Raw genomic sequence first — 16,209 nt, forward strand, 5'->3', positions numbered from 1 at the left:
TATCTTAGGCCATCATGCCCAAGAGCTGTGCATTGCCGCCAGAGGCGGTGGTGTCAACACAGACATGCCGTTCGGCCCGGACACGTGCGGTGTCAGGCAGGCCGCGCATCAGCGGGATGATCGCCCCGTCGCGCTGCGCCAGCGCTTGGTCGATCTTGCGGGCGGTGGCGTCATGGCCCCACCACAGCACACCGCCATAGGCTGGGCCGGATTTGAGCAATTCAGGGTCAATCTGGCCTGTCGCCTCAACCGCGACACCACCAAGCGCGCGCACGGCTTTGGCCTGCGCGGCAGCCGTCTCGGCACCCGGTCCCATGCACAACAGCGCGGGGCGGGGCAGGGTCGACAGGCGGTTGCTCTCACCGGTCGGGCCGGGCATCGATTGGGTTTCCAGTACAGTCGGCTGATGCGCGGGCAGGGCGGGGAGCTTGGTCTCTGCGCCGTCCCATGTGCCAGCGGCATCCTGATGGTCAGGTGCCGAGAAACGCGGCAGGTAATTCGGTCCGCCCGCCTTTGGCCCGGTCCCAGAAAGCCCTTCGCCCCCAAAGGGTTGGCTTCCTACGATTGCGCCGATCTGGTTGCGGTTGACGTAGATGTTCCCCGCCTCAATCCGCTCAGATACATGCTGCACCCGATCGTCGATCCGGGTGTGCAGACCAAAGGTCAGCCCATAGCCGGTGGCGTTGATGGCGTCGATCACGGCGTCGAGTTCGTGGCTTTTGAAGGTCGCCACATGCAGCACCGGGCCGAAGATTTCGCGCTTCATGTCAGCAATGCTGTTCACTCGAAGGATTGCAGGGCCGACGAAGGTGCCACCCTCGGGCGCTTTCATCTCTGCAATCAAACGGCCTTCGGTACGGGCGGCTTCGATATGCTCGACAATCCCTTTGCGCGCGGTGCCGTCGATGACGGGGCCGACATCGGTCGACAGGTGCCACGGATCGCCGATGTTCAGCGCCTGCATGGCACCCGTGAGCATGCGGATCAGGTCTTTGGCGATGTCTTCCTGCACATAGAGGCAGCGCACCGCAGAGCAGCGTTGCCCCGCCGATTGAAAGGCGCTTTCGACGATGGCCTGCACCGCCTGCTCGGGCAGGGCGGTGCTGTCGACGATCATGGCGTTAAGGCCACCCGTTTCGGCAATCAGCGGCGTGCCGGGAGCGCAATGCTCGGCCATGTTTGCGCGGATGCGCAGGGCGGTGGCGGTGGAGCCGGTGAAGGCCACGCCATTGATGCGGGCATCACCGGTCAGCGCCGCGCCGACCTTGCCGCCACCCGGCAGGAGTTGCAGGGCGGAGCGCGGCACACCCGCTTCGTGTAGCACTTCGACGGCGAGTTTGGCGATCAGCGGGGTTTGCTCGGCGGGTTTGGCCAGCACGGCATTACCAGCCGCCAGCGCCGCTGTGACCTGCCCGCAAAAGATCGCCAGCGGGAAGTTCCACGGCGAGATACAGGTGAAGATGCCCGAGGGCGGCGTATTGGTGGCTTGTCCCGCGTAGTAGCGCAGGAAGTCCACCGCTTCGCGCAACTCGGCCACGCAGTCGGGCAGACCTTTGCCAGCTTCGCGGGCGAGGATGGCGAAGATCTCGCCGTAGCGGTCCTCAAACATATCGGCTGCGCGGAGAAGGGTCGCGCGGCGGGTGTTCAGCGGCGCGTCCCAAGGGGCGGCATTGTCGAGCGCCGTGGCGACATCAGCCTCGGAGGCAGGCTGCACCGTGCCTGGCGAGGTGCCACCGGTCGGGTTGCTGACGGTCTCTGCCGCCTCGGGTTTGGCATCGCCCGCGAGGATTGGCGCGGCGGTCCATGTGGCGTCTGCAAAGGGCGCGCGGGCTTTTTCGATAGCGGCGAGGGTAGGGCTATGGGCCAGATCAAAACCCTTGGCATTGGCGCGTTGCGGCTGGAAGACTTCCGGCCCGCGCGGGATTGTCGGCGCGCTGTCTTGCAACTGATCAAAGGGATCAGCGGCGACGACTTCTGGCGGCACATTTTCATCGACGATCTGGTTCACGAAGCTGGAGTTCGCGCCGTTCTCAAGCAGACGACGCACCAGATAGGCCAGCAGATCGCGGTGCGCGCCCACGGGGGCGTAGATGCGGCAGCGGGTGCCGTGTTTCTCCATCACGATGTCATGCAGGGTCTCGCCCATGCCGTGCAGGCGCTGGAATTCATAGGCCTCGGGGTCGTCGGCCATATGCAACACGGCGGCGACAGTATGGGCGTTGTGCGTGGCGAATTGCGGGTAGATGCGGTCGGTCATGTTCAGCAGTTTGCGGGCGTTGGCGATATAGCTCACATCGGTCGCGGCCTTGCGGGTGAAAACCGGGAAGCCGTCGATGCCCTCGACCTGAGCGCGCTTGATCTCGGTGTCCCAATAGGCACCTTTCACCAGACGCACCATGATGCGGCGGTCGTGGCGCGTCGCAATATCATAGAGCGTGTCGATCACCGTGCCCGCGCGGGGGCCATAGGCCTGCACGACCACGCCGAAACCGTCCCATCCGGCCAAGGCAGGCTCGCCCATCACCGTGTCGATCACTTCGAGCGAGAGCGCCAGACGGTCGGCTTCCTCGGCGTCGATGTTCAGGCCCATGCCCGCCGATTTCGCCAGCAGTGCCAGTGCGCGCAGGCGCGGCACCAACTCACGCATGACAGCCGCTTCCTGCGCCAATTCATAGCGCGGGTGCAGGGCCGAGAGTTTGACAGAGATGCCGGGGTTTTTGCGGATATCGTCATGGGTGCAAGCGTCGGCAATGGCCGAGATCGCGCGGGAATAGCTGAGGTGATAGCGTTTGGCATCGGCCTCAGTCCTCGCCGCTTCGCCCAGCATGTCGTAGCTATAGGTGAAACCCTTTTTCTCCATCCCCTTCGCGCGTTTCATCGCGGCGTGGATGTCTTCGCCCAGAACGAACTGGCGGCCCATCTCGCGCATGGCGCGGCTGACGGCGGTACGGATCACCGGTTCGCCCAGACGTTTGATCGCGGCGCGCAGGTGGCGCACGGGGCCGGGCTGGTCGTCGTCGAGCACGCGGCCCGTCAGCATCAGCGCCCATGTGGAGGCGTTCACGAGGCTCGAAGTTGAATGCCCCATATGGCGTCCCCAGTCCGAGGGGGCGATTTTGTCTTCGATCAGCGCGTCAATCGTATCGGCGTCAGGCACCCGCAGCAGCGCCTCGGCCAGACACATCAGCGCCACGCCTTCGTCGGTGCTGAGACCGTATTCAGCGAGGAAAACTTCCATCATACCGGGTGCCGAGGTGTCGCGAATGCCACGCACAAGGCCGGCCGCATCGGCAGTGATCTGGGCGCGATCTTCGGCCGAAAGATCGGCCTGCGCCTTAAGCTCGGTCAGCAGCACGTCAGGGTCGGCGTAGGTGCGCGCGTCGATGGTTTGGCGAAGGGCGGGGGCGTGATCGAGGGCCATAGCAAGCTCCAGTTGATGTTTGACCCAGAGTATCGCATGATATGCAGGAGTTTCGACTGAAGATGATCAATTTATCAGTCGATACGTCTAAAGTTTGGGGTAATCACCTGGCAAATGAACTTTTCGATCTGGACCGGTTCGACAGCGGGATTCTATCGGTACTGGCCGAAGATGGCCGCATCAGCATCACCGATCTTGCGCGGCGCATCGGCCTGTCGAAATCACCCACCCAAGCGCGCCTGCGCCGGTTGGAGGAAAGCGGCGTGATCCTCGGCTACCGCGCGCTTTTGGACCCGATCCGTCTGGGGCTTGACCATGTGGCCTTTGTCGAAGTTCGGCTGAATGATACACGCGAAGCGGCGCTGCGGGCGTTCAACCTTGCCGTGGCCAAAGTGCCTGAGATCGAGCAGGCGCATATGATCGCGAGCCATTTCGACTATCTGATCAAAGTCCGCACGCGCAGCATGTCGGAATACCGGCGTTTTTTAGGAGAGGTTATCTCGACCCTGCCGCATGTGGCTAGCACGTCGACCTACGTGGCGATGGAAGCTGTGAAAGAAACCATGCTGGCCGATACGGCTTGACCCGGGACCAAGGGCATTCGCCCATTTACACCGCCCGCGTGATGGCTATTGTGCGCCACGATGCGGGCGTGATGGAATGGTAGACATACCAGACTTAAAATCTGTTGGGGCGTAGCCCCGTGTGGGTTCGAGTCCCACCGCCCGCACCACTTTACGTTGATTTCATTGAAGAAAAATCGGTATAGGGGCTTTTATCCCCCACTGTATCCCCCAAGCCCATGATGAACGCCTTGACCTGCATTGGATCGACGAAAGATGCACCTGGTCCTCGCCTGTAAATTTTGATGTGTCCGGCGGCTGCCCAGCGGTAAAGCGTGCAGCGGTGAACGCCAAAAGCGGCTTGCGATTGAGACATGCGTACCATGATGGCGGCTTGATGCTGACGGCTCATATTGGATTTCCTCCATGGGTGTGGTGTTGGTCGGTTTGATTTGCGGCTCGTTCACTGTCTGGTGCGGGGCAAGCCAACCTATTCGACCGTCGGCCGCAGCGGCTGCGCGTTCTTCGATTCGCGCACTTGGTGCTCGAGCTTTGCGATGGCCAGCACGGTTGGGCGCAATTCTGGCTCATATTCTGCGTAGCCCTTGCCGTGTCGTCCACCGGCCAAGCGGGGCAGAATAGCTTGGGGCAACAGCTCCCAGTTGGCTGGATCACAATTCGTCTTGTCGCCGTCCAGGCATTTGAGGAAGTGTCCGTCCGGGACGGGACCATTGATCTTCTCCCATAGCCACCGGTGCTTAAGTACGGGGCGGGTTGCTGCGCCAGTCCATGGGTTACGCTCCGCAACGATCATTGTGACATAGCCATCCTTTGGGCAGATGCGTTCGTGGCCGAGGCCCTTATGGTTATGCGGTAGTTGGCCCTTCTTGAACTGTGTGCGCGCGCTGTTTGCGTTGAAGGGCATCTTCTTCCCTTTATTCATGGGCGCTTGGCCTTTGACGAACTGTCCCGTGCGTCCAGATTTCCAGCCCTTACGGGTGCAAAGCGCCTTAATGCTATCGACCGTCACATCATTGCGGTCGAAACGCTTCTGAAAGGCGGCATGGAGATCTTTGCGCGGCTGATCGCAGCGCGCCTTGATCCAATCCAATTCCTTCTGTGTGTATGCGATGGCGCGACCCTTCATTGGCTGTCACCTTCTTTAATCTGTCCGCCGATCTGGGGTAGGTGAGGCAGGACGGCCTTGCCATGATCCGCAAATAGCTTGGCCGCTTTCAGGCTCAGGTCAGCGTTCGAGCTGATCCGGTCGGCAATGGCAGTCATTGCGCCGGCGCGCTTAATCTCGGTTTCGGTTTCGTCGGGAGTGAGGTCTTGATTTGTCAAACGATCGAGCTGGGCGAACAGATGGTTGTTCAGATCAGCTAAGCTTGTTTTGGTCATTGTGGTTTTCCTCGTTTAGTTGGACAGAGCCGCGCGCACATCATCGAGCTGTCGCTTGATGGCATCGCGGACTTTGTTCAGTTCAGTGATCTGCGCCTCTGCTGCCGCGCGTTTTCGGGTGTGGTGGCGCGGCGGTAGGTATTCGCCGCACGGACCGGTGATAACGCTATTTATTGCGATCAGCGCATGGGACAGCCCATCACGGCAACCGAGCATCCTTGTTCTTGCGTCCTCTGCCATATCGGCCTCTGGGATTGCAGTGTTGGTCATTGGGCGGGCTCCTGCTTTCCGGATTTGAGCCCAATCCTCACCTGCCAAAGACCTATTCTGCGATGTGCGGCCGCATCCAATCCGTCAGCTCGCTTTTGCGCTCCCAAGAACCGAATTAACGTTATCGGGTAACCTTTCAGTGCTGCTGCGGAGCAAACCTCTTCTTGCGCGTAGCACGATCTTTTGCCGGGCCTGTGCTCGCTTCGATAGCGATCGGCTAAGTGTAGTAACTCACGCTTCGACGCCTGCCAGAGACGTGCTTTTACAGCAATATCGGCGGCGTCCTCTTTCAGGTGATGGGAAAGCATCGCGGTATTCCTCCTCGGATGCGACCGACTGGTTTAGCTAGGGGCTGGTTGCTGATCGGGCTGTTTCATGAGGGTGTAGCTGGCGACCTTGGCGCCATCGCCTGTGTCGACCCGCTCAGCATCGATCCGATACCCTTCTTGTTTCAGGTCATAAATCCGTGCGCTGAGTCTGAAGCATCCGTATTCGTTCATCGCTTCGAGGGGCGTGATCGTTCGTCCGGCTTTCAGGTGGGCTAGGATGCGCTGGGTTTGGGTTGCTCGATCCATGCTCACATTCCTAACGCTTCTTTATACATGTCGAGAACGGCTTCTTCCTCGGTGATGTCGTCCTTGTCACGCTTGCGGAGGGCCAAAACCTTGGCCAAGACCTTGGTGTCGTAGCCACGGCTTTTCGCCTCTGCGAGCACTTCTTTGCGCTGTTCGGCAAGGTCCACTTTTTCGGCGTCGAGCCGCTCGATGCGCTCTACAAACTGGCGCAACTCGTTGGCTGTCACGCGGTAGGTGGCATCGCCTTCGGTATTACTATTCTCGATCACGCTGGTAATCCTCTCTATCTTGGGGTTGCGATCTTACCTGCCCAGGCATCGAAATCGGTGCGTAGGGCGGCGAGCTTGGAGTAGGCGGCAGGGCAGGTGTTCAGCAACGTGCGACTGTCGATCTGGCAGCACTCGCGCAAATACTGAGCTGCGGCACTGGCGTTGAATTGCTGTTTCGGGAAGCCGCATCGGATCGCGGCATACTGCTGGAACTGCGGATCGTTGCAGAGAATGCCGGCCTGCTGCGCGGGTTGCAGGTCTACAAGGCGCTGGCGACTGTGGGCGTTCATGCCTGTGCCTCCTGCGCCGTGGTTGCCGCTTGCACGGTCGGTGATCTTCTTTTCCTGTTATCCATCGCCATTCCGATGCCTTTAACGAACCGAGCGCGGAGCTCTGCGGTTCCGGCAGACTTGGTGTGCTTGCACATGCAGGGTTGCAACGCGACGCGGAGGCACTGCGCCTCCTCGATCGGTACAGTGATGATTATGTTCTCGCCTTCGCGGCGGGCTGTCGTTTTCATAGCGAGCCTCCGATCTTCTTGAGCGCGTTGCTCACTGAGGGCGGGGTGCAGCCGATCAGGCGCGCAACCTCGTTTCGGGGAAGAGCTGATCCTAAATAAGGGCGGACCGCCTCTGTCACGTTCTTCTGAGCGAAGCGGCGGCTGTCCGGCGGTTCACCCCACGCGCGGCGAACAGCGCTGTTTTCCCGGGCGGCGAGCTGAGCAGGGGTCATGCTTCAGCCCCCGCCAGTTCGGCCCCAGTTGGCGAGGTTAACTGCTGCGCGTTGAGGCAGGCAGCCATCGCGGCGGTCCGCCACTTACGGATCACGTTCAGTTCTGAGGTGCCAATCGCAAACACTCCGTGCAGTCTGATCGCCCAGAGGGCATTCTCTGCATGCCTGTCTGGCGGGAGGAAGTACTCGCCCCCAGTCTCGATCACCTCGTTCATCACAGTCTCTATGAGAGTTTCCGGGTCTCGACCCGAAAGGCTGTCGATAAATCGGGCGAAGTGATCGTGCGGGGAACCCGCCAGAGGAAATCTCTGAACCCGCGAGCAAATGTGCATGCACAACTTACCCGCGGGCCGGATGCCAGTGTTGGAAGCACTGTCACCCAATTCATCCCGCAAAGAACTAGGAGAAGCGGAATGAAATCTCTTACGGAGGTGCGGCGGATGCTGACCATACTCTACAGCAATCCCGAACTGACGGTGTTCCTCACAATCGTCCTGCTTGCGGCCTTTGCGATAAGGCGTCTCGGCTAAGCCCAGCGCGACCCCAGTCAATCTATCGACAGAACCTACCATCAGTACATCACCGCAATGCGAGTGCGCTCTGCCATGTCGGGCATCGCGGTGGCCGCTTTCAGGCCGCAGCGCGCGAATGCCGCCACAATCAGGATCGCCAGGGCGGCGGTAATCGCTTTGGTAAGTGTGTTGCTGTCTTCTGTCATCGCGCTTCTCCGTTGCATCGTGGTGCTTAGGACGAAGTTCGCACAGGGCGAATAAATTCGCAATCAAAAAAGTTCGCTAATGGCGAATGTTTGGCTTGGGTGAGCGGTGTCGTGCCTGAGCGCCGCATACCGGGCGGGCTGCGAGCATGAAGAAGCCCGCCCTAGAGTGGCGAGAGATTGTGAGAATCGGGCTGTTAGAGTGCTATCCCATCAGAAGGAGGGAACGGACCAGATTTGCCGTGCTTATCGTGTTGGGTGTGCTAGTCGGCGCTATTCACCAGGGAACCGTCAGAGGCCAGTTGCAACCAAAGGTTAAGTGTTCAGGGTTCGCCACCTTGACCCATCTAACTCGTTCCGACAGTGTGAACATATCATGAACTTGGGGGTGGAGATGACTGAAGGCGAGCTGGCAAACGAGGTGGCAACTCTTGGAAAGCTATCAGCGTTTCAGAGGAAGTCTGTTATTTTGATGGCTCAGAGGCTTGCTCGAGAAGCCCGGCAGCGTGACGAGAGACAGCGCGTCGATCTTCAACATTCAGACCTTTCATAATCTCGATGTGCGCTCTGATTTCATCTGCCAAGTCATCGCTGTCGATAAGAGCGTAAACCGTTACGCCGAGTTCGTCCGCGAAGCGCTTTAAAAGCCGTCCACTCGGAAACTTCTTTCCGTTCTCAATTTCAGAGATGTAGCTCTTGCTGCTGCCAGCCTTTGCGGCAAGCACTTCAGCCGTCCAGCCGCGTTCTTTTCTAAGTTCTTTGAGGCGTAAATGCATGTTCGCAATTTGCCACGAAGGCGTCGGAATCGCTAATCGCTTATAGCGAACTTCTGCCCTTGCCAAAATGTTCGCCATCTGCGAACTTTCAGGCATGATGACACTTGATCAGTTTTTGAAGCAAACGAAACGAACCCAGAGAGAGTTTGCTCAGGCCATTGGAGTGTCTGCTTCTTATATGAACGAGATCGTAAAGGGTGGAAAAGCGCCGAGCCTCTCGATCGCTGCTAAAATTGAGGCCCACACTCAGGGGAAAGTTCCGATGTCTGCGCTTCTGCCCATCGCCTCGGACGCCGCCTAATGCCCCACCCATCCACATATCGCCAATTTGTTCCATGCCAGCAATCTGCGCTGGGCAGCCCCACCGGGCAAGAAAACGGGGTTTCCCATGCGTAAGGTATATGAAGGCGCGGCTATCCGATCGCTGTATCGCCAGCTGGTCGAAGACTTCGGCGGCTTTGATGCTGCCGCTGCGTTCCTAGGCTGCTCAAAGGGAACGATCTCGAAGCAATGCTCAGGTGATGCCGCTATCGGTTGTGATAGCTACGGGCCGCTTGAGGATGCTGTAGGTCGATCGCCCATCACGCAGCTGATGGCGGGGCGGCTCAAAGACGCCAATGGGGCAGGGGAGATATCCAGCCAGGCTGTCCAAGCGCTGCGCGAGGCTGCGGATTTAGCCCCGGCAATCTTTGCGCTGCTGGTGAACGGAGATCCCGAGCCTCTGAGGAAAGAGGGTCCTGAAGCAATGGCTGCCCTCGCCGAGCTCATGCGGTCAGTGAACGCGGAACTGCAGAGATGATCGCGCGCCTTCCCCCATACAGTACAGCGAGCGCATCAGCGCAGCTACCGCCAAAGGACGAGCATTTCTTAGGTCGGGTATCGTGGCCCCACCGTTCAAGACCAATTGCGTATGCACGGGGTAGCTCGTCCGGGGGCGGGAGCCCCTTGAAAACACCTCAATGCGCAAGCACAGCGGCTGCTCCGGCCGAGAGCCTTCGGGCAGGAGACTAACGTGAAGCGGCGCGGAACACCGGAGGCGGATATCCAGCGGGATATCGTGCGGGTGCTGCGCCAAGTCCTGCCGCGCGGAGCGATCCTCCATCACTCGGCCAACGAGGTGACCGGGGGCGGTAAAGCCGCGAAGATCAAACAGGGCATTCTAACCGGGATGGGAGTCTATCCGGGGTTCTCTGATCTAATCCTGATCTCTGAGGGCCGCGTCCTGTTCCTAGAGACCAAGTCTCTCATTGGCACGCAATCGCCTGCCCAGCGCGCCTTTCAGGCTGCTGTCGAAGCGCAGCGCTTCCCCTATGCCATCATCCGTTCCGTTGACGACGCGCTGGTCGCGCTCGCTAGGCACGGCTTTCGAACACTAATCAAGGCCGCGCCAAGCCGGCCATTGGAGGGAGCATGAGCCACGTTGCCACGAATTGGGCTTTCGCCCAACGCGGACTTAAACCGGCGACTAAGCTGATCCTGCTGTGTCTGGCAGATCGGCACAACCCTGACATGGGCTGTTTCCCTGCTCAGGATACTCTTGCTGAGGATGCCTGCATCTCGCGCTCTGCGCTGAATGAGCATCTTAAAGCTCTTGAGAGCGCTGGGCTGGTCCGGCGCGAAAAAAGGTTCATTCCGGGCACGCACCGTCAAACGTCCACGCGCTATATTTTGGGGTTCGAGGATGGCTTCATACTTGATGATGTAGATCCGTGTCCGAAATCCGGACACGGAACGGAAGCAGAACAGATAGAAAAGCCGTGTCCGGAAACCGGACACGGAGCCGTGTCCGGAAAACAGGCAAAGCCGTGTCCGGATTTGGGGCAAAGCCGTGTCCGGAATCCGGACACTAACCCTGTAAAGGAACCTTTAAAGATAACCAGTAAGGCGCGGGCGCGCAAAAGCGCACCAGCGACTGGTGTGTCTGAGATATTTGATCAGTTCTGTCGAGCGCATCCAAAGGCCTCTGAGCGTGATGCCGTGTACCGGGCTTGGTGTGATGCGGTTGAGGACGGGGCAAACCCGGCGCGGCTGGTTGTCCTCGCCCAGCGGTACGGCGCTTCGCCAGAGGCCCAACGGGGCTATGCGAAGAAGGCGCAGAATTGGCTGAGAGACGGGGCGTGGCGCGAAGAGGTCAAGTATCCCGCTCGCTCGGCTCCGGCTTCGATTGACGACCGTGCGAAGTTTTGGGCTGAGCGGATCAATGCTGGGAAATTCGTTGCGGCGTCGTCCTTCGGGGCGGATGTGGCCACGCGCATGATGGAGCTCGCCTTGGTGACCGGCGAGCAGTTGCGCGCCATGGGGATCAAACCGTGATGGCCGATGGGGTAGATTTCTTCGAGACCAGCGTTGGCGCTGTGACCATGCGTTGCGATGTCCTGATGGGGAATGTGGATCTCTGGGTAACAGCCACCGGCGAATTGTTCGCCTGCTATGCCGGGATCGCTGACGTCCGGGCTGGGCTCGATCACTGGTCTGGCCCAGGGCGCGCGTCTGAGCGTGGGCCGGACCTTCACGCGCTGCTCGATGCGGCGGTTGTGGCGATCAACAGCAGCGCGGAGTGCATTGATGCGGTTTAAGGCGCCGGAGGAAATTACTCCGCCTCCCCCTCCACCTTTGCCGGGGGTTGCCGGTGAAATCGAGGAAGTTCTCGGTCGCGCTCAGACGGTTCGCCTGATTATGGCCATGCGTGATGCCACCAGGCGGTCGTGGCGTGTTTGCTTCTATGTGCCTAAAACGCTGCGGATCGATCACGATCTGGTCCGCATCCTCGGCTGGAATGATGCGCGTCGGCTTTGCCATGCCTTCGGGGGCGAAATCCTCCAAACCTCTAACCTGAATTTCATTTACCGGGCTTTCCGCACGTGGGCTGTCCACCACCTTGCGGCTCAGTACCCTCCCGCTGTGATCGCTGACTTGCTTGGCATCGAGGCTTCCGGCGTCGGCAAAATTCTCAAGGGAAAACCGCCAGAGGGAAAGAGCCACCTCCATGCTCAGTATGGGTTCGGAGATGTCGCGTGATGCGTGGCGAGTTTGGAACCGGAAGCGAGCCCTATGGATACCGGCGCCTTCATCGAGGTCTACGGCTTACCGGGGGCGGTGATCCTCGGGCTGTCTTATGCCGTCCTGCATCTGTTCCGGGCTTACGTGGATGTTCAGAACCGCAGGGTGGAGGACAACCGCGAAATCGCGCGCGAAATCAGAGAAATTGCCGAGGCGTCAAATTCGAGCATCGATGCGCTGACGCGCGTGTTGGATCGGGAGGGGCGTCGTGATCCGTGATTTGTGGGCATGGGTGTCTGGTCAGCCATCGGCGGCTTCCGGGCACAAAGCCGAGGCGGAAGCGTTGCGGCGCGGTAACCGCGCCCACGTCGACGCCGTGAAGCGTCGGGCGGCGCGATTGGAGATTTTGGTGGAAGAATTGCAGCGAGAGCGTGGGGTCCGTGATGGTTGATTGGGTGGTGGTGTTGCTGTCCGGCGCGGGCTTGGTGCTCGCGTACATGGTGGTGCGGGGCTTTACCCCACATGCGTTTCGTCGGGATCAAAGCCCGACCTATCGCTTGGCGGTCGGGATTGCGCTGGTCGTCGTCTCTTATGTCGCGCGCTCGATCTATTGGGAGTTCACTCCGGTTGTTTTGCGCTCGCTTGATCCGTCTTGGTGGTCGCTCTGGTTCGGCTTGACCGGCAAAACGGTCAACATCGTTTTCAGCCTGATCTTCCTGCGCGGGCTCTACCACTTGCTGGTGTTGCTCTGGCTCCTGATCCCTGCGCGCGAGCGTCGGGATTGGTCGGTTTGGCAGGCTCCTTACTATCCTGATCACAACGCTTTCACGCGAACGGTCGCGCAGCTGCGGCGGCGCGTGGGCAATAAGCGCGGAGGGCGTAATGACTAAAGAAATGATTGAGGCGGCTCATTGGTCGAAGGTGACGGGCTGGCGCTGGAAGGACTTTTCCCCCAGCGAGATCGCGTCAAAGGGCGATGGCAGTCTGCGGCTCAACGTCGACGCCATGAACCGCCTGCAGCGTCTGCGCACGCGGTTGGGCTCTCCTATGTTGGTTACGTCTGCCTATCGTGACCCGGCTCACAATCGGCGCGTGGGCGGGGCAAAGAGCAGCTACCACATGCGCGGCATGGCATTCGATATCCGGATGGATAACCACGATCCTGAAGCCTTTGAACAGGCGGCGCGTGCCGAGGGCTTCACCGGCTTTGGCTACTATCCGCACCTCGGGTTTATGCACATCGACACCGGGCCTGCGCGCAGCTGGGGCACGAAGTTCCCTAAGCAGGACCGGCGCTTTGCTCCTGAGCCCACGCCGCAGAAGGCGAAGAAGGTGGCGAAGGAAGGCACCGGGGTGGCGGCTGTAGCGGTCGCGGCTGAGCGTGTCGTCAATGAGGCGGCGCCTCTGCTCTCTGACCAGCTGGTCACTTGGGGCTTCACTGGCTTGGCCGTGTTCGGCTTGGGCATCGTGGTTTGGCGGGCTTACCGCTCGGGGGCCGAATGATCGGCAGGATGCAGGCGTGGTTGGTCGCGGCGTTGGCCGGTGCAGTTGCGGTGATCGCCGCGCTTGGCACGGCTTGGCGGCGCGGCCGGCGCACTGGCGAGGAGGACGCGTGGGATGAAGCTGTGGACATTGACGAGGATCGTGCTGCTCATTTGCGCCGTCGAGTTACTGCTGCTCGCGAGCGGGTGCGCGACCATGAAGCGGACGGGCGCGGTTACCGAGACTGAGCGTGCCGCATGCGAGGCGTGGCAGGGCAGCCTGCCGTCGCGCTCGCGCTTGGACACTGCGCAGACCCGCGCCGAGATCGGCGATGCCTATGACGTGTTCCTCGCGGCGTGTCCGTCTTTCCCTCTCCCCTTCGCTTCGCCCCCCTCAGAAACTTTGGGTCCTTCTGCGGGGGGTGGGGGGTGAGGGTGTGCGTACGCGCAAAAATTTATTTGTGCGAGGCGCCGGGATTTCGACTTTATTATTATATCCCAGTGAGGTGAGCGAGTGAGCCGAAAAGGTCGGCGGGGGCAACTACTGAACAGGACGGAGATGGCCGACCACCTCGGCATCTCGATGCCCACGCTAGATGACTGGATTAGACGTGGCTGTCCTGTCGTTGAACGCGGCGGGAGAGGAAAGGCGTGGAGCTTCAACTCAGCTGAAGTTCGAGAATGGCGAGACGACGACATCAGGTCTCAAGCAAGCGGCGCAGTCAATTCCTCAATAGAAGATTTGAAGAAGCGCAAGCTGGCCGCTGAAACGGAACAAGCGGAGCTCGACCTATCCCGCGACAGAAACGAGCTCGTACCTGTGGAGCAGTACCAGCGCGCCCTAATCAAAGCATTCGGTGAAGTGCGTGCGGGAATGCGGAACGTAGTGCCAGGACGGGCGGTAAGGCGATTAATCGGGGAAGCAGATGAAACGCGGTTCAAGGAGGTGTTGCTGGAAGAAATCGACCACGCGCTCGCAGCTTTGGCCGATATGGACCTGATCCACGAAGAAGACATCGCTCAAACTGAAGAAGATGAAGAGGCAAAGGGTGGACGGTGAGGGAGCGCGCAGATTTCTCAAACGCGCGCGCGGTAATACGTGCAACGCGTTCGGCGCGGGAATTTCTGCGACCCCCGCCGAACCTGAAGCCGTCAGATTGGGCTGAAGAAAATATCCAAATCCCCATCGGGAACGCGGTACCGGGACCGATGCGGTTCGACAACGCGCCGTATCAGAGGGAGGTGATCGATCTAACTGCCGATCCGCGCTGTATGCGGATCACTCTGATGTGGGGAGCGCAGGTCGGGAAAACGCAGACGGCGCTCTGTGCTCAGGCATATCGGATCGGCTTTAATCCGGTCAGCCAGATCATGATGCAGCCAAGTCAAGGCGATCTGACGACTTGGCTGGAAACCAAATTCAATCCCTTGGTCGACGCGAATGAGCGTTTGCAGTCATTACTGGCTAAGCCGCGGGGACGTGATGGCGTCAATAACCAGCGGATGAAGTCCTACCCCGGTGGGTTCTTGATGTTCAGCTGGTCCGGCTCGCCCAAGACCATGCGGGGCCGATCTGCTCCATTCATCGTCTGCGACGAAACTGACGGCTACGACCGGACGCATGAGGGGCATCCGGTGTCTCTGCTTTGGCAACGCGCCGCGACCTTCGGCGATCAACGGCTTCTGCTGGAAATCTCGACGCCAACGATCAAGGGCGTGTCGTACATCGAGGGGGCGTTCGAAGTAGGCGACCAGCGGCGCTTCCATGTGCTTTGTCCTCACTGCGATCACTCGCAGCACCTCAAGTGGTCGCAGGTAACGTGGGGCAAGGGCGATGATGGCGAGCACCGACCCGAAACCGCCGGCTATATCTGCGAGGACTGCGGTGTGGTCTGGTCCGACGCCGAGCGCATCGGCGCGATCCGCTCGGCCGAGGCCAAGGGCGCAGGCTGGATCGCCGCGCGGCCGTTCCGGGGCCATGCCTCGTTCCATCTCAACGAGCTCTACTCCTGCTTCCGGCGTCTGCAGGACGTGGTGCAGTCCTTCCTCGATAAAAAGGCGGCGGGTGATCTGCAGACATTCGTGAACGTCTCGCTCGCCGAAACGTGGGAGGAGGAAGGCGACCAAGTCGAAAGCGCCGAGCTTCTCGCGCGCGCGCATCCCTTCGCGGCTCCGGTGCCGATGGGGGCGGCGGTCCTGACGGCCGGGATCGACATGCAGCAGGATCGTCTGGAGGTCGAAATCGTCGGCTGGGGGCTCGGCGAGGAAAGCTGGTCAGTGGATTACCGGGTTCTCTGGGGCGATCCGCTCCGATCCGAGGTATGGGAGGAGCTCGACGCTGTCCTCGGGGAAACCTTCGAACATGAGAGCGGCGCCCAGCTAGCAATCTCCGGCGCCTGTCTCGACACCGGCGGTGGCGAGGGTCTGACGCAGGCGGCGTATGAGTATGCGCGCGGCAAAACCGGACGCCGGCTGTTCGCGGTCAAAGGCGTGGGCGGCTGGGGCCGTCCTGTTGTCTCAGCGCCGAGCCGGGTGCGCTCGCGCCGGGCGCGGGTGATCCACCTGTTCTCGGTTGGCGTGGACGAGGCAAAGCTGATCGTTTCGCGCCGGTTCGGTGTCGCCGAGCCGGGCCCGGGCTTCTGCCATGTCCCTGATACCCGCGCGCCGGAATGGTTCGCGCAGGCCACGGCCGAGGCGCTCCGGACGCGGATGTCGCGTGGCTTTGCGGTGCGCGAGTGGCACAAGACGCGGGATCGTAACGAGGCGCTCGATTGCCGCGTCTATGCCTATGCCGCGCTCAAGCTGGTTAACCCGAACATCGCCCGGCTGGTGCGCGGCTTGGCTGCGAAAGCCGAACTAGTGGAGCCGCCGGAGGACGAGGACGAGGATTTGCCGGTCGCGGAGCCGGAAGCAGGAAAACCGCCAGAGGAAGAAGTGCGGCCGCGTGGCGATGCTGGGGCAAAGAGAGTTTGGCGCCCAAAGAAGCGGCGCGGGCGCTGACGTCAA

At 60.6% G+C, this 16,209-nt stretch carries 26 protein-coding genes, 1 tRNA gene and 1 pseudogene; 15 read left to right on the forward strand and 13 right to left on the reverse strand.

Annotation, left to right across the window (positions count from 1 at the left end; all coding sequences use genetic code 11):
* Nucleotides 1-4: 4 nt before the first annotated feature.
* Nucleotides 5-3,421 carry a bifunctional proline dehydrogenase/L-glutamate gamma-semialdehyde dehydrogenase PutA gene (putA, locus tag WNY61_RS09115; protein WP_342851146.1) on the reverse strand — a complete coding sequence of 1,139 codons (3,417 nt, stop codon included), beginning with the start codon at nt 3,419-3,421 and terminating at the stop codon, nt 5-7.
* A 62-nt stretch (nt 3,422-3,483) separates the two neighbouring features.
* Here putA and WNY61_RS09120 point away from each other — a divergent pair, with 62 nt between their 5' ends.
* Both WNY61_RS09120 and WNY61_RS09125 read left to right on the forward strand, forming a co-directional pair.
* A complete protein-coding gene (locus WNY61_RS09120; protein ID WP_342851147.1) occupies nt 3,484-4,005 on the forward strand; it encodes an Lrp/AsnC ligand binding domain-containing protein in 522 nt (173 codons plus the stop codon).
* A 62-nt stretch (nt 4,006-4,067) separates the two neighbouring features.
* A tRNA-Leu gene (locus WNY61_RS09125) sits at nt 4,068-4,154 on the forward strand.
* A gap of 2 nt (nt 4,155-4,156) precedes the next feature.
* On the opposite strand, the gene WNY61_RS09130 is transcribed toward WNY61_RS09125, so the two are convergent.
* From WNY61_RS09130 to WNY61_RS09180, 11 genes are all read right to left on the reverse strand, one after another.
* Entirely contained in the window at nt 4,157-4,396 is a 240-nt protein-coding gene (locus WNY61_RS09130; RefSeq protein WP_342851148.1) for a hypothetical protein, read from the reverse strand.
* Nucleotides 4,397-4,474: 78 nt separating this feature from the next.
* The gene (locus tag WNY61_RS09135; RefSeq protein ID WP_342851149.1) at nt 4,475-5,131 is read right to left on the reverse strand and encodes an HNH endonuclease signature motif containing protein; all 657 of its coding nucleotides are present in this window, start codon (nt 5,129-5,131) and stop codon (nt 4,475-4,477) included.
* Complete coding sequence (locus tag WNY61_RS09140) at nt 5,128-5,385, reverse strand: hypothetical protein (RefSeq protein ID WP_342851150.1); 258 nt, start codon at nt 5,383-5,385, stop codon at nt 5,128-5,130. The genes WNY61_RS09135 and WNY61_RS09140 overlap by 4 nt, the downstream gene beginning before the upstream one ends.
* A 15-nt stretch (nt 5,386-5,400) precedes the next feature.
* Entirely contained in the window at nt 5,401-5,655 is a 255-nt protein-coding gene (locus WNY61_RS09145) for a hypothetical protein (RefSeq protein ID WP_342851151.1), read from the reverse strand.
* Nucleotides 5,656-5,996: 341 nt separating this feature from the next.
* Nucleotides 5,997-6,230: a helix-turn-helix domain-containing protein gene (locus WNY61_RS09150; RefSeq protein ID WP_342851152.1), complete on the reverse strand. Its 234-nt coding sequence runs from the start codon at nt 6,228-6,230 to the stop codon at nt 5,997-5,999.
* Nucleotides 6,231-6,232: 2 nt separating this feature from the next.
* Nucleotides 6,233-6,496, reverse strand: a complete 264-nt coding sequence (locus tag WNY61_RS09155) for a DUF2312 domain-containing protein (protein WP_342851425.1) — start codon at nt 6,494-6,496, stop codon at nt 6,233-6,235.
* Nucleotides 6,497-6,513: 17 nt separating this feature from the next.
* Nucleotides 6,514-6,789: a hypothetical protein gene (locus WNY61_RS09160; RefSeq protein ID WP_342851153.1), complete on the reverse strand. Its 276-nt coding sequence runs from the start codon at nt 6,787-6,789 to the stop codon at nt 6,514-6,516.
* Complete coding sequence (locus tag WNY61_RS09165; RefSeq protein ID WP_342851154.1) at nt 6,786-7,019, reverse strand: hypothetical protein; 234 nt, start codon at nt 7,017-7,019, stop codon at nt 6,786-6,788. Before WNY61_RS09165 ends, WNY61_RS09160 begins: the two co-directional genes overlap by 4 nt.
* A 208-nt stretch (nt 7,020-7,227) precedes the next feature.
* The gene (locus WNY61_RS09170; RefSeq protein WP_342851155.1) at nt 7,228-7,446 is read right to left on the reverse strand and encodes a hypothetical protein; all 219 of its coding nucleotides are present in this window, start codon (nt 7,444-7,446) and stop codon (nt 7,228-7,230) included.
* Nucleotides 7,447-7,802: 356 nt separating this feature from the next.
* Entirely contained in the window at nt 7,803-7,949 is a 147-nt protein-coding gene (locus WNY61_RS09175) for a hypothetical protein (protein WP_342851156.1), read from the reverse strand.
* A 461-nt stretch (nt 7,950-8,410) separates the two neighbouring features.
* A complete protein-coding gene (locus tag WNY61_RS09180; protein ID WP_342851157.1) occupies nt 8,411-8,818 on the reverse strand; it encodes a helix-turn-helix transcriptional regulator in 408 nt (135 codons plus the stop codon).
* Between WNY61_RS09180 and WNY61_RS09185 the strand changes: the two genes are divergently transcribed.
* From WNY61_RS09185 to WNY61_RS09235, 11 genes and pseudogenes are all read left to right on the forward strand, one after another.
* Nucleotides 8,817-9,023, forward strand: coding sequence for a helix-turn-helix transcriptional regulator (locus WNY61_RS09185; RefSeq protein ID WP_342851158.1), 207 nt, complete (start codon nt 8,817-8,819; stop codon nt 9,021-9,023). The genes WNY61_RS09180 and WNY61_RS09185 overlap by 2 nt on opposite strands.
* An 87-nt stretch (nt 9,024-9,110) precedes the next feature.
* Complete coding sequence (locus WNY61_RS09190) at nt 9,111-9,521, forward strand: hypothetical protein (protein ID WP_342851159.1); 411 nt, start codon at nt 9,111-9,113, stop codon at nt 9,519-9,521.
* A 213-nt stretch (nt 9,522-9,734) separates the two neighbouring features.
* Nucleotides 9,735-10,136 (forward strand): VRR-NUC domain-containing protein, encoded by a 402-nt coding sequence (locus tag WNY61_RS09195; RefSeq protein ID WP_342851160.1) that lies wholly within the window; start codon nt 9,735-9,737, stop codon nt 10,134-10,136.
* Nucleotides 10,133-10,321: pseudogene (locus tag WNY61_RS09200) on the forward strand (helix-turn-helix domain-containing protein); the annotation flags it as partial. The gene WNY61_RS09195 and the pseudogene WNY61_RS09200, both read left to right, overlap by 4 nt.
* 318 nt (nt 10,322-10,639) lie before the next feature.
* Entirely contained in the window at nt 10,640-11,035 is a 396-nt protein-coding gene (locus tag WNY61_RS09205) for a hypothetical protein (RefSeq protein ID WP_342851433.1), read from the forward strand.
* Complete coding sequence (locus WNY61_RS09210) at nt 11,035-11,298, forward strand: hypothetical protein (RefSeq protein WP_342851161.1); 264 nt, start codon at nt 11,035-11,037, stop codon at nt 11,296-11,298. The genes WNY61_RS09205 and WNY61_RS09210 overlap by 1 nt, the downstream gene beginning before the upstream one ends.
* Nucleotides 11,288-11,740: a hypothetical protein gene (locus tag WNY61_RS09215; RefSeq protein ID WP_342851162.1), complete on the forward strand. Its 453-nt coding sequence runs from the start codon at nt 11,288-11,290 to the stop codon at nt 11,738-11,740. Before WNY61_RS09210 ends, WNY61_RS09215 begins: the two co-directional genes overlap by 11 nt.
* Nucleotides 11,741-11,773: 33 nt before the next feature.
* Nucleotides 11,774-12,001, forward strand: a complete 228-nt coding sequence (locus tag WNY61_RS09220) for a hypothetical protein (protein WP_342851163.1) — start codon at nt 11,774-11,776, stop codon at nt 11,999-12,001.
* Nucleotides 11,991-12,173 carry a hypothetical protein gene (locus WNY61_RS09225; RefSeq protein WP_342851164.1) on the forward strand — a complete coding sequence of 61 codons (183 nt, stop codon included), beginning with the start codon at nt 11,991-11,993 and terminating at the stop codon, nt 12,171-12,173. The genes WNY61_RS09220 and WNY61_RS09225 overlap by 11 nt, the downstream gene beginning before the upstream one ends.
* Nucleotides 12,166-12,612 carry a hypothetical protein gene (locus tag WNY61_RS09230; RefSeq protein WP_342851165.1) on the forward strand — a complete coding sequence of 149 codons (447 nt, stop codon included), beginning with the start codon at nt 12,166-12,168 and terminating at the stop codon, nt 12,610-12,612. The genes WNY61_RS09225 and WNY61_RS09230 overlap by 8 nt, the downstream gene beginning before the upstream one ends.
* Entirely contained in the window at nt 12,605-13,225 is a 621-nt protein-coding gene (locus WNY61_RS09235) for a D-Ala-D-Ala carboxypeptidase family metallohydrolase (protein ID WP_342851166.1), read from the forward strand. Before WNY61_RS09230 ends, WNY61_RS09235 begins: the two co-directional genes overlap by 8 nt.
* On the opposite strand, the gene WNY61_RS09240 is transcribed toward WNY61_RS09235, so the two are convergent.
* Nucleotides 13,204-13,509 carry a hypothetical protein gene (locus WNY61_RS09240; protein ID WP_342851167.1) on the reverse strand — a complete coding sequence of 102 codons (306 nt, stop codon included), beginning with the start codon at nt 13,507-13,509 and terminating at the stop codon, nt 13,204-13,206. The genes WNY61_RS09235 and WNY61_RS09240 overlap by 22 nt on opposite strands.
* A 208-nt stretch (nt 13,510-13,717) precedes the next feature.
* Between WNY61_RS09240 and WNY61_RS09245 the strand changes: the two genes are divergently transcribed.
* Both WNY61_RS09245 and WNY61_RS09250 read left to right on the forward strand, forming a co-directional pair.
* Complete coding sequence (locus WNY61_RS09245) at nt 13,718-14,263, forward strand: terminase small subunit (protein WP_342851168.1); 546 nt, start codon at nt 13,718-13,720, stop codon at nt 14,261-14,263.
* Nucleotides 14,260-16,203, forward strand: a complete 1,944-nt coding sequence (locus WNY61_RS09250; protein WP_342851169.1) for a phage terminase large subunit family protein — start codon at nt 14,260-14,262, stop codon at nt 16,201-16,203. The genes WNY61_RS09245 and WNY61_RS09250 overlap by 4 nt, the downstream gene beginning before the upstream one ends.
* The last annotated feature ends 6 nt before the right edge of the window (nt 16,204-16,209 follow it).

It is taken from the genome of Sulfitobacter sp. AS92, from assembly GCF_038900015.1.
In the GTDB taxonomy this organism is placed as follows: Bacteria; Pseudomonadota; Alphaproteobacteria; order Rhodobacterales; family Rhodobacteraceae; genus Sulfitobacter.

Coding starts and splice junctions, on each gene's coding strand:
- putA (WP_342851146.1), bottom strand. CDS start 3,421: ATGGCCCTCGATCACGCCCCCGCCCTTCGCCAAACCATCGACGCGCGC.
- WNY61_RS09120 (WP_342851147.1), top strand. CDS start 3,484: ATGATCAATTTATCAGTCGATACGTCTAAAGTTTGGGGTAATCACCTG.
- WNY61_RS09130 (WP_342851148.1), bottom strand. CDS start 4,396: ATGAGCCGTCAGCATCAAGCCGCCATCATGGTACGCATGTCTCAATCG.
- WNY61_RS09135 (WP_342851149.1), bottom strand. CDS start 5,131: ATGAAGGGTCGCGCCATCGCATACACACAGAAGGAATTGGATTGGATC.
- WNY61_RS09140 (WP_342851150.1), bottom strand. CDS start 5,385: ATGACCAAAACAAGCTTAGCTGATCTGAACAACCATCTGTTCGCCCAG.
- WNY61_RS09145 (WP_342851151.1), bottom strand. CDS start 5,655: ATGACCAACACTGCAATCCCAGAGGCCGATATGGCAGAGGACGCAAGA.
- WNY61_RS09150 (WP_342851152.1), bottom strand. CDS start 6,230: ATGGATCGAGCAACCCAAACCCAGCGCATCCTAGCCCACCTGAAAGCC.
- WNY61_RS09160 (WP_342851153.1), bottom strand. CDS start 6,789: ATGAACGCCCACAGTCGCCAGCGCCTTGTAGACCTGCAACCCGCGCAG.
- WNY61_RS09165 (WP_342851154.1), bottom strand. CDS start 7,019: ATGAAAACGACAGCCCGCCGCGAAGGCGAGAACATAATCATCACTGTA.
- WNY61_RS09170 (WP_342851155.1), bottom strand. CDS start 7,446: ATGAACGAGGTGATCGAGACTGGGGGCGAGTACTTCCTCCCGCCAGAC.
- WNY61_RS09175 (WP_342851156.1), bottom strand. CDS start 7,949: ATGACAGAAGACAGCAACACACTTACCAAAGCGATTACCGCCGCCCTG.
- WNY61_RS09185 (WP_342851158.1), top strand. CDS start 8,817: ATGATGACACTTGATCAGTTTTTGAAGCAAACGAAACGAACCCAGAGA.
- WNY61_RS09180 (WP_342851157.1), bottom strand. CDS start 8,818: ATGCCTGAAAGTTCGCAGATGGCGAACATTTTGGCAAGGGCAGAAGTT.
- WNY61_RS09190 (WP_342851159.1), top strand. CDS start 9,111: ATGCGTAAGGTATATGAAGGCGCGGCTATCCGATCGCTGTATCGCCAG.
- WNY61_RS09210 (WP_342851161.1), top strand. CDS start 11,035: ATGGCCGATGGGGTAGATTTCTTCGAGACCAGCGTTGGCGCTGTGACC.
- WNY61_RS09215 (WP_342851162.1), top strand. CDS start 11,288: ATGCGGTTTAAGGCGCCGGAGGAAATTACTCCGCCTCCCCCTCCACCT.
- WNY61_RS09220 (WP_342851163.1), top strand. CDS start 11,774: ATGGATACCGGCGCCTTCATCGAGGTCTACGGCTTACCGGGGGCGGTG.
- WNY61_RS09230 (WP_342851165.1), top strand. CDS start 12,166: ATGGTTGATTGGGTGGTGGTGTTGCTGTCCGGCGCGGGCTTGGTGCTC.
- WNY61_RS09235 (WP_342851166.1), top strand. CDS start 12,605: ATGACTAAAGAAATGATTGAGGCGGCTCATTGGTCGAAGGTGACGGGC.